Origin of the sequence: Pseudomonas sp. LAIL14HWK12:I1, assembly GCF_003202095.1 — a bacterium.
GTDB lineage: Bacteria > Pseudomonadota > Gammaproteobacteria > Pseudomonadales > Pseudomonadaceae > Aquipseudomonas > Aquipseudomonas monteilii.
Genome location: NZ_QJKG01000002.1, coordinates 150,170 through 164,700 on the forward strand (window position 1 = coordinate 150,170; position 14,531 = coordinate 164,700).

General features: G+C 61.4%; 12 protein-coding genes. 6 read left to right on the forward strand and 6 right to left on the reverse strand.

Annotated features, from left to right (window positions below; translation table 11 throughout):
- The first annotated feature begins 31 nt into the window (after positions 1–31).
- Positions 32–904, forward strand: coding sequence for a pyridoxal kinase PdxY (pdxY, locus tag D906_RS05620; protein WP_019099166.1), 873 nt, complete (start codon positions 32–34; stop codon positions 902–904).
- Here pdxY and D906_RS05625 read toward each other — a convergent pair.
- Positions 901–1,386, reverse strand: a complete 486-nt coding sequence (locus D906_RS05625) for an acyl-CoA thioesterase (protein ID WP_016712753.1) — start codon at positions 1,384–1,386, stop codon at positions 901–903. The two genes, pdxY and D906_RS05625, sit on opposite strands and share 4 nt — an antisense overlap.
- 342 nt (positions 1,387–1,728) lie before the next feature.
- Between D906_RS05625 and D906_RS05630 the strand changes: the two genes are divergently transcribed.
- Positions 1,729–3,489, forward strand: a complete 1,761-nt coding sequence (locus D906_RS05630) for a cation:proton antiporter (protein WP_019099165.1) — start codon at positions 1,729–1,731, stop codon at positions 3,487–3,489.
- Positions 3,490–3,643: 154 nt separating this feature from the next.
- Here the strand turns inward: D906_RS05630 and D906_RS05635 are convergent, their stop codons facing one another.
- From D906_RS05635 to zwf, 4 genes are all read right to left on the reverse strand, one after another.
- Positions 3,644–4,051, reverse strand: coding sequence for an SMI1/KNR4 family protein (locus D906_RS05635; RefSeq protein WP_019099164.1), 408 nt, complete (start codon positions 4,049–4,051; stop codon positions 3,644–3,646).
- 115 nt (positions 4,052–4,166) lie between these two features.
- Entirely contained in the window at positions 4,167–5,024 is an 858-nt protein-coding gene (locus D906_RS05640) for a Tim44 domain-containing protein (RefSeq protein ID WP_016712750.1), read from the reverse strand.
- A 110-nt stretch (positions 5,025–5,134) separates the two neighbouring features.
- Entirely contained in the window at positions 5,135–7,321 is a 2,187-nt protein-coding gene (gene uvrD, locus D906_RS05645) for a DNA helicase II (RefSeq protein WP_019098444.1), read from the reverse strand.
- 96 nt (positions 7,322–7,417) lie between these two features.
- The gene (gene zwf, locus D906_RS05650) at positions 7,418–8,860 is read right to left on the reverse strand and encodes a glucose-6-phosphate dehydrogenase (RefSeq protein WP_019098445.1); all 1,443 of its coding nucleotides are present in this window, start codon (positions 8,858–8,860) and stop codon (positions 7,418–7,420) included.
- Positions 8,861–8,963: 103 nt separating this feature from the next.
- Here zwf and hexR point away from each other — a divergent pair, with 103 nt between their 5' ends.
- Both hexR and D906_RS05660 read left to right on the forward strand, forming a co-directional pair.
- On the forward strand, positions 8,964–9,830 hold the full coding sequence (hexR, locus tag D906_RS05655; RefSeq protein WP_003253273.1) for a transcriptional regulator HexR: 867 nt from the start codon (positions 8,964–8,966) through the stop codon (positions 9,828–9,830).
- A 132-nt stretch (positions 9,831–9,962) separates the two neighbouring features.
- Positions 9,963–10,181, forward strand: coding sequence for a PA3496 family putative envelope integrity protein (locus tag D906_RS05660; protein ID WP_080578095.1), 219 nt, complete (start codon positions 9,963–9,965; stop codon positions 10,179–10,181).
- Here the strand turns inward: D906_RS05660 and D906_RS05665 are convergent.
- The gene (locus tag D906_RS05665) at positions 10,123–11,070 is read right to left on the reverse strand and encodes a LysR family transcriptional regulator (protein ID WP_161751335.1); all 948 of its coding nucleotides are present in this window, start codon (positions 11,068–11,070) and stop codon (positions 10,123–10,125) included. The genes D906_RS05660 and D906_RS05665 overlap by 59 nt on opposite strands.
- Positions 11,071–11,274: 204 nt before the next feature.
- Between D906_RS05665 and D906_RS05670 the strand changes: the two genes are divergently transcribed.
- Positions 11,275–12,690 (forward strand): acetyl-CoA carboxylase biotin carboxylase subunit, encoded by a 1,416-nt coding sequence (locus D906_RS05670; protein WP_016712746.1) that lies wholly within the window; start codon positions 11,275–11,277, stop codon positions 12,688–12,690.
- 11 nt (positions 12,691–12,701) lie between these two features.
- Positions 12,702–14,510 (forward strand): sodium-extruding oxaloacetate decarboxylase subunit alpha, encoded by a 1,809-nt coding sequence (gene oadA / locus D906_RS05675; protein WP_019098447.1) that lies wholly within the window; start codon positions 12,702–12,704, stop codon positions 14,508–14,510.
- The last annotated feature ends 21 nt before the right edge of the window (positions 14,511–14,531 follow it).

Here is a 14,531-nt window from a genome sequence, read left to right on the forward strand (position 1 = left end):
AATCCTTGAAACAGCTTTGGAAACCTCCCGCATGAAACGTACCCCGCACCTGCTCGCCATTCAGTCCCATGTGGTGTTCGGCCACGCCGGCAACAGTGCCGCGGTATTTCCCATGCAGCGTATCGGGGTCAATGTCTGGCCGCTCAATACCGTGCAGTTCTCCAATCACACTCAGTATGGCCAGTGGGCCGGCGAAGTGCTTGCTCCGGCGCAAATTCCTGCGCTGGTGGAAGGCATTTCCAACATCGGCGAACTGGGTCACTGCGATGCGGTGCTTTCCGGCTACCTGGGCAGTGCCGAACAAGGGCGAGCGATACTGGCCGGCGTCGAGCGGATCAAGGCAGTAAATCCGAAAGCGTTGTATGTGTGCGACCCGGTCATGGGGCACCCGGAGAAGGGCTGCATCGTGCCGCCGGAAGTCAGCGAGTTCCTGCTCGAGGAGGCGGCCGCCCGCGCGGATATCCTGTGCCCGAACCAGCTGGAGCTGGACAGCTTCTGTGGGCGCCGTGCGCAGTCGCTGGAAGACTGCGTGAATATGGCGCGCAGCCTGCTGCAGCGGGGGCCGCAGGTGGTGGTGGTCAAGCACCTGGCTTATCCAGGGCGTGCGGAGGACCAGTTCGAGATGCTGCTGGTGACTGCCGAGCACAGCTGGCTCCTGCGCCGCCCGCTGCTGGCGTTTCCACGTCAGCCGGTGGGGGTGGGCGACCTGACCTCGGGCTTGTTTCTGGCCCGCGTGCTGCTCGGCGACAGCTGGGTACAGGCACTCGAGTTCACCGCGGCGGCGGTGCATGAAGTGCTGCTGGAAACCCAGGCCTGCGCCAGCTACGAACTGCAACTGGTGCGGGCCCAGGACCGCATCGCCCACCCGCGGGTGCGCTTCGAGGCGCAATTGCTGGCGCTTTAAATGGCGTCGGTCTTCAGGTCCTGGTAGCGCTTTTCCAGCTCCTGGCGGATCTGCCGGCGCTGCTGGCCCTGCAGGAAGCGGCGCTTTTCTTCACTGCTTTGCGGCTGGCGCGGCGGCACCGCTACCGGGCGACGGTTGTCGTCGACCGCGACCATGGTGAAGAAGCAACTGTTGGAGTGGCGTACCGAGCGCTCACGGATGTTCTCGGTCACCACTTTGATGCCAACCTCCATCGACGTGTTGCCGGTGTAGTTGACCGACGCCAGGAAGGTCACCAGTTCACCCACGTGTACGGGTTCACGGAAGATTACCTGGTCGACCGACAGCGTCACCACATAGCTGCCGGCATAACGGCTGGCGCACGCATAGGCCACTTCGTCGAGGTATTTGAGCAGGGTGCCGCCATGTACGTTGCCAGAAAAGTTGGCCATGTCCGGGGTCATCAGGACGGTCATGCTCAGCTGGGCGTTTCCAGGTTCCATAGTGTGCTCACGGTGAGGTTGCGCTGAATCGGGCGAATGGGGGGCGTTATCTGCTGACACTTCTGTTCCCCTCTTTTGAATTTGCCTTGCTGATACGGGACGTTGCCTGACGCCCCGCCGTCACGCTGATCATGCCATCAGCGGCGCTTTTCCAGCCGATCTGTTTCTGCATATTGCACCGGCTTTTTGCGGCGGGGTGCGATGTTAACCTGAGTACGCCCATGCAACATGGGCGTTCCTGCATTCAATACAGTATGTACTTGCTGCTCGCTCGGGTTTGCCTTGGCAGAGGAGCGGTCTGCCCAGGCATCCAGAAAACGACGAGAAAAGGAGTATCACGCCATGCATGCCATCAGTTTCATCCAGGACCTGGCAGTCATCATGCTGGTCGCTGGCGTGGTCACCATTCTTTTTCATCGTCTCAAGCAGCCGGTGGTGCTGGGCTACATCGTCGCCGGCTTCATCATTGGCCCGCACACTCCGCCGTTCGGCCTGATCCATGATGAAGACACCATCAAGACCCTCGCCGAGTTGGGGGTGATCTTCCTGATGTTCTGCCTGGGCCTCGAGTTCAGCCTGCGCAAGCTGTTCAAGGTGGGCGCGACGGCGTTTATCGCGGCGTTCCTGGAAATCGTGCTGATGATATGGATCGGCTTCGAAATCGGCCGCTGGTTCGGCTGGAGCACCATGGATTCGCTATTCCTTGGCGCTATCCTGGCCATTTCTTCGACCACCATCATCGTCAAGGCGCTCAACGACCTGAAGATGAAGAACGAGCGTTTCGCCCAGCTGATCTTCGGTGTGCTGATTGTGGAAGACATCCTCGGTATCGGCATCATCGCCCTGCTGTCGGGCATCGCTGTCAGTGGCACGGTCAGCTCCGGTGAAGTGTTCTCCACCGTCGGCAAGCTGTCGCTTTTCATGATCGTTGCCTTGGTCATCGGCATCCTGCTGGTGCCACGGCTGCTGGCCTATGTGGCCAAGTTCGAAAGCAACGAGATGTTGCTGATTACCGTGCTGGGCCTGTGCTTTGGCTTCTGCCTGCTGGTGGTAAAGCTGGAATACAGCATGGTGCTGGGCGCCTTCCTGATTGGCGCAATCATGGCTGAATCGCGCCAGTTGCTGAAGATCGAACGCTTGATCGAGCCGGTACGCGATCTGTTCAGCGCCATCTTCTTCGTAGCGATTGGCTTGATGATCGACCCGCAGGTGCTGATCGACTACGCCTGGCCGATCGTGGTCATTACCTTGGCGGTGGTATTGGGCAAGATGCTGTCCTGTGGCTTGGGGGCGTTCATTGCCGGCAATGACGGGCGCACGTCATTGCGGGTGGGCATGGGGCTTTCGCAGATTGGCGAGTTCTCGTTCATCATCGCCGCGCTGGGCATGACCCTGCAGGTGACCAGCGATTTCCTGTACCCGGTCGCGGTCGCGGTATCGGCAATCACCACGCTGCTGACACCGTACCTGATTCGCGCGGCCGACCCCTTGTCGCAGAAGCTGGGCAATGTGGTGCCTGGCCGCCTGGCGCGGGTACTTTCCTTGTATGGCGAGTGGTTACGCAACATTCAGCCGCAGGGCGAGGGTGCCATGCTGGCGGCGATGATTCGGCGCATCCTGTTGCAGGTGGGGGTGAACCTGGCGCTGGTGATCGCCATTTTCTTCAGCGGTGGTTACTTCGCAGGGCGTATTGGCAACTGGCTCAGTGAGTGGGTCAGCGATGCCAGCCAACAGAAGGCGCTTATCTGGGGGGCGGCGTTGTTGCTGTCGCTGCCTTTCCTGATCGCGGCCTATCGCAAGCTCAAGGCACTGTCGATGCTGCTGGCAGAGATGGGCGTCAAGCCGGAAATGGCCGGGCGGCATACCCAGCGGGTGCGGCGAGTGATCGCCGAGGTGATCCCGCTATTGTCGCTGTTGGTGATTTTCCTGCTGCTGTCGGCGCTTTCGGCAAGCATTCTGCCAACCAGCGAGTTGCTGCTGGTGATTGCCGTGGTGGCTGCGGTGGTGGTGGCCTTGCTGTGGCGCTGGTTTATCCGCGTGCACACGCGCATGCAGATTGCCTTGCTGGAGACACTGGAGAACAGCCGCGAGAATTCACACTGAGGGTCAATGCTCCCTGCGCAAGATTTCACCGTCGTCCGAGGGGATGGAGCGGTAGCGATGTCGCCAGGCGCAGAAAGCCTGGCGATTTTAACCGCATTGATGGCGCTAGGCCATTATTTTTCCTGTGCCGGTGGCATTCCAGCAACGGCTGGAATCAGCTCTCCAGCCAGACATCCCGCGCCCAGTGCCACACCGACTCCCAGCTGTCTTCGCCGACAATTTCGTCTTCCGCCTCCCACAGCACCACGGTGCCGTCTTCTTCGACGCAATAGTAGTTGTCGCCGTCCTGGCACAGCGGAATCAGGTCGCGCGGCACGCCGGCATCCCAAGCGTTGGCGGCGACGTCGGGCAGGTAGGTATGCGACTGTGGATCGGTGACAGTCACCGGTTCCAGCGAGCCGTACACCACGTCACTGACAGTCAGTAGAAACTCTTTGAACACGAACGGAATGTTGATGAACAGCTCTTCTTCGATCTCGACCAACTGGTCCTCGTCGGGAAGCTCAAGGGGCACCGGTACTGGCTGGTTGGCTTCACGGAGTTGTTCGATCACTTCTTCCACGGTTCACTTCCTCTGACCTAGATGACAACGCTGCGCGTTATACCCTAGTAGGCCACTCTGGCAAAAGCAAAAACCCCAGGACAGCGCCTGGGGTTTTTTGTGCAGCCTGCAGCGGTTAGCCGTTTTGACGGATACCGGCAACCAGCCAAGGCTGGTTTTCGCCCTGGGCGCGAACCATGTGCCAGCTTTCGCTGAACACTTCGCCCTGGTCGAAGCGCGAGTTCTTAGACACGCCACGGAAGGTCAGGGTGGCATCGGTGCGATCGCTGCGATCGTCTACACCGTCCAGCTGCACTTCGAGGTTATCGATGTAGGTGGACTGGAAGCCATCACCCAGTTCAGCGCGTTCACGCTTGAGGAACTCGAGCATTTGCGGGGTGACGAATTCGGCGATCTTGTCCATCTCGTTGGCATCCCAGTGCTGCTGCAGCGACTGGAAGTGGTTACGGGCAGCAGCCAGGAAGCTTTGCTCGTTGAACCAGGCCGGGGCATTGATCACCGGGGCGGCAGCGGCAGCAGGTGCGGCCGAACCACCGAAGATCGAAGGCTGGGCAGGCTGAGCGTGAGCCTCACGCTGCATTGGCGCATGGCCTGGCATGGCCATTTGCGGCTGCTGCTGGCGGCGGCGAGCGGCGATGAAACGGAACACCAGGAAGGCGATAAGCGCCACGATCAGGAAGTCCATGATCTGGAAGCCTTCGAAACCGTCACCCATGAACATGGATGCCAGCAGACCACCGGCGGCCAGGCCTGCCAGTGGGCCCAACCAGCGCGAAGCACCGCTGGCGGCCGGGGCCGCACGACCAGGTGCGGCGGCCGGCGCGGCGGCAGGCGTGGTTGGCGTAGCCTGACGGGTCTGGTGGATAGGCGCGGAGCCCGAGCTCTTGCCGCCGCCGAAACGCTTGGCGTTGGCGTCCAGGCTCAGCGTCAGGCCGACGCAGAGCGCCAGAGCGATGCTAAGAAAACGTTGCATAAGTGGGATATCCCCTGTTGTGGATTGCACGCGCGTCATGTTGCACAGGTTCCCGTGCACATGACCAGCGACAGAGTGTTTCGAGCTTTTGCCTGAATGTTACAAGGCTGCTACAGGGCTTCGAGCTTGGCATACCCCAGCATCAGCCACTTGCTGCCTTCGGCAAAGTTCACCTGTACCCGCGCCTGCGCGCCGGATCCCTCGAAGTTGAGGATCACGCCTTCCCCGAATACCGCATGTTGCACACGCTGGCCCAGGTTGAACGCGGTCTGCGGAATGCTGGCATTGGCGAACAAGTTGCTATTGGTCGCCGTCTTGACCCCACTGAACGGCCGGCTGACGCTGTTGGACAGCCGCACCTCCTGGACCAGGCCCGCCGGAATTTCACGTACGAAACGCGACACCTTGTTGTAGGTCTCGCTGCCATACAGGCGACGTGTTTCAGCGTAGGTCATGACCAGCTGGCGCATGGCACGGGTAATTCCCACATAGGCCAGGCGGCGTTCCTCTTCGAGGCGGCCGGGTTCTTCCAGGCTCATCTTGTGCGGGAACAGGCCTTCTTCCATGCCCACCAGGAACACGTAGGGGAACTCCAGGCCCTTGGCGCTGTGCAGGGTCATCAGCTGGATGCTGTCTTCGTGCTCGTCGGCCTGGGCATCGCCGGCTTCGAGCGAGGCATGGCCGAGGAAGGCCGATAAGGGCGAAAGGTCGGCGTCTTCGTCGGTGGATTCGAAGTTGCGCGCCGCACTGACCAGTTCCTCAAGGTTTTCTACCCGTGCCTGGCCCTTTTCACCTTTTTCTTCCTGGTGATAGATGATCAGCCCGGATTGCTCGATGGTGGTCTGGGTCATGGTATGCAGCGGCATGTCCACGACCTTGGCGGCCAACCCCTCGATCAGCTCGATGAAAGCCCCCAGCGCACTGGCGGCGCGGCCTTTGAGGGCCTTGGCGGCGAGCAGCTGGCACATGGCGTCCCACATCGATGCCTGGCTGTGGCGGGCATGCTCGCGGATGGCTTCGACGGTTTTTTCGCCAATGCCGCGTGGCGGTACGTTGATTACCCGCTCCAGGGCAGCATCGTTGCCGCGCCCTTCGATCAGCCGCAGGTAAGCCATGGCGTTCTTGATTTCGGCACGTTCGAAGAAGCGCTGGCCGCCATAGATACGGTAGGGAATACGCTCGCGCAGCAGGGCTTCTTCCAGCACGCGCGACTGGGCGTTGGAGCGGTACAGGATGGCGATTTCGTTGCGCGCATTGCCCTGCTTGACCAGGCTCTCGATGGTTTCCACCACGTAGCGCGCTTCGTCGTGCTCGTTGTAGGCCGCGTACAGGGTCAGCGGTTCGCCTTCGCCCATGTCGGTCCACAGCTCTTTACCCAGGCGATCGCTGTTGTTGGCAATCAGGGCGTTGGCCGCCTTGAGGATGCCGCCGGTAGAGCGGTAGTTCTGCTCCAGGCGGATCATTTCGGCGTCGGGGAAGTCGGCGGTGTACTGGTGAATGTTTTCGATCTTGGCACCGCGCCAGCCGTAGATCGACTGGTCGTCATCACCCACCGCCATCAGGCTGGCACCCCCGCGCGCCAGCAGGCGCAGCCAGGCGTACTGCACGGCGTTGGTGTCCTGGAACTCGTCTACCAGCACATGCTGGAAGCGCCGCTGGTAGTGCTCAAGCAGGCCCGGGTGGTCGCGCCACAGGTCCAGGGCACGCAGTAACAGTTCGGAGAAATCGATGACCCCGGCACGCTCACACGCCTGTTCATAGGCGGTATAGACGTCACGCATGGTCGCCAGGAACAGGTCGCCACCGGCCTGGATATGCTGCGGGCGCAGGCCTTCGTCCTTCTGCCCGTTGATGAACCACTGTGCCTGGCGTGCCGGCCATTTCTGTTCATCCAGGCCCAGCTCGCGCATCACCCGCTTGATCAGGCGCTGCTGGTCGTCACTGTCGAGAATCTGGAAGTTCTGCACCAGCCGCGCTTCCTGCCAGTGGGCCCGCAGCAAGCGATGGGCCAGGCCGTGGAAGGTCCCTACCCACATGCCCGCCGGGTTGATCCCCAGCAGTTGTTCGATTCGCTGGCGCATTTCTGCTGCAGCCTTGTTGGTGAAGGTCACCGACAGAATCGAGTGCGGCGATGCCTGCTCCACCTGGATCAGCCAGGCGATGCGGTGCACCAGCACGCGGGTTTTACCGGAACCGGCGCCGGCAAGCACCAGTTGACGCCCAAGCGTGGCCGCTACGGCCTGGCGTTGGGCATCGTTGAGGGAATTCAGCAGGAGGGAGAGGTCGTCTGTGTGCATCGGGCCATTCTAGGGCGCGGCAGGAAATGGGGCAAACCTCCACTGTATAAATATTCACCTTGGCGCATGGCCGTTCATCGACCCGATGACAGTGGGTCAGCCCTGCCAGTGCCTGCCATGACGCGCCAGCAGGCTGTTGGCTTGCTCTGGCCCGTTACTGCCCGCCGGGTAAGGGCGTGGCGCCTGAAAGTGCTCTTCGCAACCCCTGATGATCGGGTCGGTCCAGGCCCAGGCTGCTTCCACTTCATCGCGGCGCATGAACAGCGTCGAGTCGCCCTCCAGTACATCCAGCAGCAGGCGTTCGTAGGCTTCCCAGCGGCGGGTCTGGCTGAACACCTGGGCCAGGTTCAGGTCCAGGTCCACCGGTTCCAGGCGCATGCCCTTGCCCGGGCTTTTGGTCATCATGCGCAGGCTGATGCGTTCCTCCGGTTGCAACTGGATCAGCAACTGGTTGACCTGGCCACCGTTGAATAGCTCGTGGGGTACCGGTTTGAACTGAATGACGATCTGCGACGAGCGCCGTGCCATGCGCTTGCCGGTGCGCAGATAGAATGGCACGCCCGCCCAGCGCCAATTGTCGATGTGCGCTTCGATGGCGATGAAGGTTTCGGTATCGCTGTCGTTGTCGACATCCTTTTCGAAGTAGTAGGCCGGTACTTCCTGGCCGCCGATGTGCCCGGCGCCATACTGGCCGCGCACGGTCTTGTCCTGCACATCCTGGCCGGTGATCGGCTTGAGGGCGCGCAGGATCTTCACTTTTTCGTCGCGTACCGCTTCGGCCTCGAACTGGGCGGGGGGCTCCATGGCCACCAGGCACAGCAGCTGCAGCAGGTGGTTCTGCAGCATGTCGCGGATTGCCCCGGCGCGGTCGTAGTAGGCGCCCCGGTTCTCTACACCCAGCGTCTCGCAAACACTGATCTGTACGTGGTCGACCTGATTGTTGCGCCACACCGGCTCCAGCAGGGCATTGGCGAAGCGCAGGGCCATCAGGTTCTGCACGGTTTCCTTGCCCAGGTAGTGGTCGATCCGGAATACCTGGTTTTCCTCCAGCACTGCGCCAATCGCTTCGTTGATGGCGGTAGCCGATTCCAGCGAGTGGCCGATCGGCTTTTCCAGCACGATGCGCGCTTCGGCGTCGGCCAGGCCGGCGTTATGCAAGTGCTTGGCAATCGGTACGAACAGGTTGGGGGCGGTGGCCAGGTAGAAGATGCGCGTCAAGCCGCCGGGCTCGCCCAGGTAGCGCGCCAGGCGGCCAAAGTCGGCGCTTTGCGAAGCATCCATGGCGAAATAGTCGATCCGCGCGGAAAACCGCTGCCAGACCTCTTCTTCGAAGTCGTTGCGGGCGATCTGTGCCCGGCAATGGCGTTCGGCGAGCTTGAGATAATCGTTACGTGGCAAGTTGCGGCGCGCCAGCGCGATGATCCGCACGGCAGGGTCAAGACGGGCCTCGCGAAACAGGTGGTAGAGCGCCGGAAGCAACTTGTGCAGGGCCAGATCGCCGGTGCCGCCGAAGACCAGAATGTCGCAAGGAATAGTCAAACCGCCACTCTCCACGTTCGTTTAACTGGGCGGGTTGGCGTCCATGTAGTATAACTACAAGAAAGCTACAACCCGGCCAGCCGATCATAACCGAGTCCAGCCTGTGAATCTGTTGCAACATATCGCCCAATCGCGCCACCTGCTGCGCAAATCGGAACTCAAAGTGGCCGACCACGTGCTGCTCGACCCGGCTGCCGTCATGCACAGTTCCATGGCCGACCTGGCACACAGCGTGGGTATCAGCGAACCGACCATCGTGCGGTTCTGCCGGGCTATCGGTTGCTCGGGCTTTCAGGACCTCAAGCTGAAGCTGGCGCAGAGCCTGGCAGCGGGGGCCAGTTTCGGGCAGTTCGCCATTCATGAAGACGACTCGGTTGCCGACTACAGCCTGAAGATCTTCGACACCACCCTGCATACCCTGATGGAAGTGCGTGAGCACCTCGACCCGCAGGCGCTGCAGCAGGCGGTGAGTGCCATGGCCCAGGCGCAACGCGTGGAGTTCTATGGCTTTGGCGCGTCCGGTGCGGTGGCGGCCGATGCCCAGCACAAGTTCTTCCGCCTGTTGCTCAGCGCCGCCGCGTATTCCGACCCGCACATGCAGGCGATGTCGGCGGTTACCCTGAAACCGGGTGATGTGGCGGTGTGCATTTCCCAGTCGGGCCGCTCCAAGGACTTGCTGATCACCGCCAACCTGGTGCGTGAGAGCGGTGCCAACCTGATTACCCTGTGCCCCAGCCAGACACCTCTTGCCGAGTTGTCGACGGTCAACCTGGCGATCGACGTGCATGAAGACACCGAAATCTACACGCCGCTGACCTCGCGTATCGCTCACCTGGTGGTGATCGACGTGTTGGCCATGGGCGTGGCGATGGCGCGTGGGCCGAGCCTGGTCAACCACCTGAAAAGCGTTAAACGCAGCTTGCGCAGCCTGCGTTTGTCGCCCAAGTCGATCAAGGCTACAGACGACTGATCTGCATTGCCTGTACTGGCCCTGTCGCCGGCACAGGCAGTAAAAATTCATTGTTTTGTCACCATTCCACCGCCAAACCGTAAACCATCCAGGCCAGTCTGAAACTCCCGCATCCTATCTGGGAGACAGGCAATGGCACGCGACCACGAAGGTACTTACCAACCCAACGCCAAGGCTCGCAAACAGCAGGAAAAGGATCAGCGCCGCATGGAGTACCGCCGCGCGATCGAGGTCTATTGCGACCAACGCCAATTGCTCCGCGACCTGGCAGACTACCCCGAGCTGCAAGCGCTCACGGTATGGCAGACGTCGTCGGCAGCTTCCCCGAAAAACGTTCAACAAGCGCGCTGATCAACGCACGTTCGCTGCGGATGAACGCCAAAAACGCCAAGGCCACCGGCGACTGCCGCTTGGCCTTGGCCTGCACCACGCACCAGCTCCGGTATAGCGGCAGTTCTTCTACGGGTAGCTCCCTCAACACACCAGTGGCCAGCTCCAGGTTGACTGCATGGCGGGTCAGCAAGGCGACACCCAGGCCGGCGATCACGCATTCGCGCTGGGCATCGGCAGAGGCCACTTCCAGCGTCTGCGTAAAGTGTACGCGCTTGTCCTTGAAGTACTCCTCGCACGCCTTGCGTGTGCCCGAACCTTGCTCGCGGACCAGCAGGGTATGAGGCTCCAGGTCCTGCAGGCGCAACTGCTCCAGTTTGCACAGCGGATGTTCGGGCGGTGCCACCGCCACGATTGGGTTGTTGAGGAATGGCAGAAATTCCAGGCCCATGTCCTGCGGCACCATCGACATGATGATCAGGTCGTCGCGGTTATCCGAAAGGCGACGAATGGCCTGGGCGCGGTTGACCACCGTCAGGGTCAGGTTGACCTCCGGGTGACGCTGCTTGAAGGCGGCGAACAGGTGTGGCACGAAGTACTTGGCACTGGACTCGATCGCCAGTTTCAGCTGCCCCTGCAGTGAGCCCTGCATGTCCGACAGCTGCATGTCCAGGCTCTCCAGCCGCCCGAAGATGTCGCGGCTGGCGCGTTGCAAGGCTTCGGCCGCCTCGGTCAGGTACAGCTTCTTGCCTACGTACTCGAACAGTGGCTGGCCAATCAGCTCTTCGAGCTGGCGGATCTGTAGACTAACGGCGGGTTGCGTCAGTGCCATCTCTTCCGCCGCGCGGCTGTACGAGCGCAAATCGCACACCTCGTTGAAGATCTGCAATTGACGCAAAGTCATACGCATCAAGGACTTACGCATTTTTATCGACTCGTTGGCAACACCTTGTAACCGCACTATAAGCTTTTGCTAATACAGCCTCTAACAAATATTGATTTTTGTTTATCGACCTACAGCGCTAGGGTGAATACGCGACTGGCCAGCAACGTCTGGTCACGCGCCGACCGGTAGAACCGGCTCGACTGTTCCTACGGCTTTGGGAAGACTCCAGTGATAAAAAAAATCCTGATCGCCAACCGAGGTGAAATCGCAGTTCGGATCGTGCGTGCCTGCGCCGAGATGGGCATTCGCTCGGTAGCGATCTATTCCGACGCCGACCGTCACGCCTTGCACGTCAAGCGCGCCGATGAGGCACACAGCATTGGTGCCGAGCCGCTGGCTGGCTACCTGAACCCGCGCAAGCTGGTGAACCTGGCTGTGGAAACCGGCTGCGATGCCCTGCACCCAGGCTATGGTTTCCTGTCGGAAAACGCCGAACTGGCGGAGATCTGCGCAGAGCGCGGGATCAAGTTCATCGGCCCGGCTGCCGACGTGATTCGCCGCATGGGCGACAAGACCGAAGCGCGCCGCACCATGATCGCCGCCGGTGTGCCGGTAACCCCGGGTACCGAAGGCAACGTTGCCGATATTCATGAAGCCCTGAGCGAAGGTGACCGCATCGGTTACCCGGTGATGCTCAAGGCCACTTCCGGTGGTGGCGGCCGTGGTATCCGCCGCTGCAACAGCCGTGAAGAACTGGAACAGAACTTCCCACGGGTTATTTCCGAGGCCACCAAGGCCTTTGGTTCGGCCGAGGTGTTCCTGGAAAAGTGCATCGTCAACCCCAAGCACATCGAGGCGCAGATCCTCGGTGACAGCTTTGGCAACGTGGTGCACCTGTTCGAGCGCGACTGCTCGATCCAGCGCCGTAACCAGAAGCTCATCGAAATTGCCCCAAGCCCGCAGCTCACCCCCGAGCAGCGCGCCTACATCGGCGACCTGGCAGTGCGTGCGGCCAAGGCCGTGAACTACGAGAACGCCGGTACCGTGGAGTTCCTGCTCGCCGATGGCGAGGTGTACTTCATGGAAATGAACACCCGGGTGCAGGTGGAGCACACCATCACCGAGGAAATCACCGGTATCGACATCGTCCGTGAGCAGATCCGCATTGCTTCGGGCCTGCCGCTGTCGGTCAAGCAGGAAGATATCCAGCACCGCGGATACGCGCTGCAGTTCCGCATCAACGCCGAAGACCCGAAAAACAACTTCCTGCCCAGCTTCGGCAAGATCACCCGTTACTACGCCCCCGGCGGCCCGGGCGTGCGTACCGACACGGCAATCTATACCGGCTACACCATTCCGCCGTTCTACGACTCCATGTGCCTGAAGCTGGTGGTGTGGGCGTTGACCTGGGAAGAAGCCATGGACCGCGGCCTGCGGGCCCTGGACGACATGCGCGTGCAAGGGGTGAAGACCACTGCCGCGTACTACCAGGAAATCCTGCGCAACCCGGAATTCCGTAGCGGCCAGTTCAATACCAGCTTCGTCGAAAGCCACCCTGAACTGACCAACTACTCGATCAAGCGCAAACCCGAAGAGCTGGCCCTGGCCATCGCCGCCGCCATCGCCGCCCACGCAGGCCTGTGAGGAACCCCATAATGTCCAAGAAAATCCACGTTACCGACACGATCCTGCGCGACGCCCACCAGTCCTTGCTGGCCACCCGCATGCGCACCGAAGACATGCTGCCGATCTGCGACAAGCTCGACAAAGTCGGCTACTGGTCGCTGGAAGTCTGGGGCGGCGCCACCTTCGACGCCTGTGTGCGCTTCCTGAAAGAAGACCCGTGGGAGCGCCTGCGCAAGCTGCGCGCAGCCCTGCCCAATACCCGCCTGCAAATGCTGCTGCGCGGCCAGAACCTGCTGGGCTACCGCCATTACAGCGACGACGTGGTCAAGGCCTTCGTCGCCAAGGCAGCGGTCAACGGCATCGACGTGTTCCGCATCTTCGACGCCATGAACGACGTGCGTAACCTGCGCGTGGCCATTGAAGCGGTCAAGGCCGCTGGCAAGCACGCCCAGGGCACCATCGCCTACACCGTCAGCCCCGTGCACACCATCGACGCCTTTGTAGCCCAGGCCAAACAGATGGAAGCCATGGGTTGCGACTCGATCGCGATCAAGGATATGGCCGGCCTGTTGACGCCGTTCGCCACTGGCGAGCTGGTCAGGGCGCTGAAGGCCGAGCAATCCCTGCCGGTATTCATCCACTCCCACGACACCGCCGGCCTGGCTGCCATGTGCCAGCTGAAGGCAGTTGAAAACGGCGCCGACCACATCGACACCGCCATCTCCAGCTTCGCCTGGGGCACCAGCCACCCAGGCACCGAGTCGATGGTGGCTGCGCTCAAGGGCAGCGAATTCGACACCGGCCTGGACCTGGAACTGCTGCAGGAAATCGGCCTGTATTTCTACGCCGTGCGCAAGAAGTACCACCAGTTCGAAAGCGAGTTCACCGCCGTGGACACCCGCGTGCAGGTCAACCAGGTGCCGGGCGGCATGATCTCCAACCTGGCCAACCAGCTGAAAGAGCAGGGTGCGCTTAACCGCATGAACGAAGTGCTGGCCGAGATCCCACGTGTACGTGAAGACCTTGGCTTCCCGCCGCTGGTAACCCCGACCTCGCAGATCGTTGGCACCCAGGCATTCTTCAACGTGTTGGCTGGCGAGCGCTACAAGACCATCACCAACGAGGTGAAACTGTACCTGCAAGGCGGTTACGGCAAGGCCCCGGGCGTGGTGAATGAGCAGCTGCGCCGTCAGGCAATCGGCAGCGAAGAAGTGATCGACGTACGCCCGGCCGACCTGCTCAAGCCGGAAATGGCCAAGCTGCGTGCCGACATCGGCGCCCTGGCTCATTGTGAAGAAGACGTGCTGACGTTCGCCATGTTCCCTGACATTGGCCGAAAGTTCCTCGAAGAGCGCGAAGCCGGCACCTTGACGCCAGAAGCCCTGCTGCCGATTCCGGAGGCCGGCGCCGTAGCCGCCCCGGGCGGTGAAGGCGTGCCGACCGAGTTCGTCATCGACGTGCACGGCGAAACCTACCGCGTCGATATCACCGGCGTGGGCGTTAAGGCCGAAGGCAAGCGTCACTTCTACCTGTCGATCGACGGCATGCCGGAAGAAGTGGTGTTCGAGCCACTCAACGAGTTCGTTGGCGGCGGCGGCAGCAAGCGCAAGCAAGCCACCGACCCAGGCCACGTCAGCACCACCATGCCAGGCAACATCGTCGATGTGCTGGTCAAGGAAGGCGACCTGGTCAAGGCCGGCCAGGCCGTGCTGATCACCGAAGCCATGAAGATGGAAACCGAAGTGCAGGCGGCCATCGCCGGCAAGGTCGTCGCCATTCATGTGGCCAAGGGCGACCGTGTAACGCCGGGTGAAATCCTGATCGAGATCGAGGGCTGATTTAAGCGCTCATCTACAAGC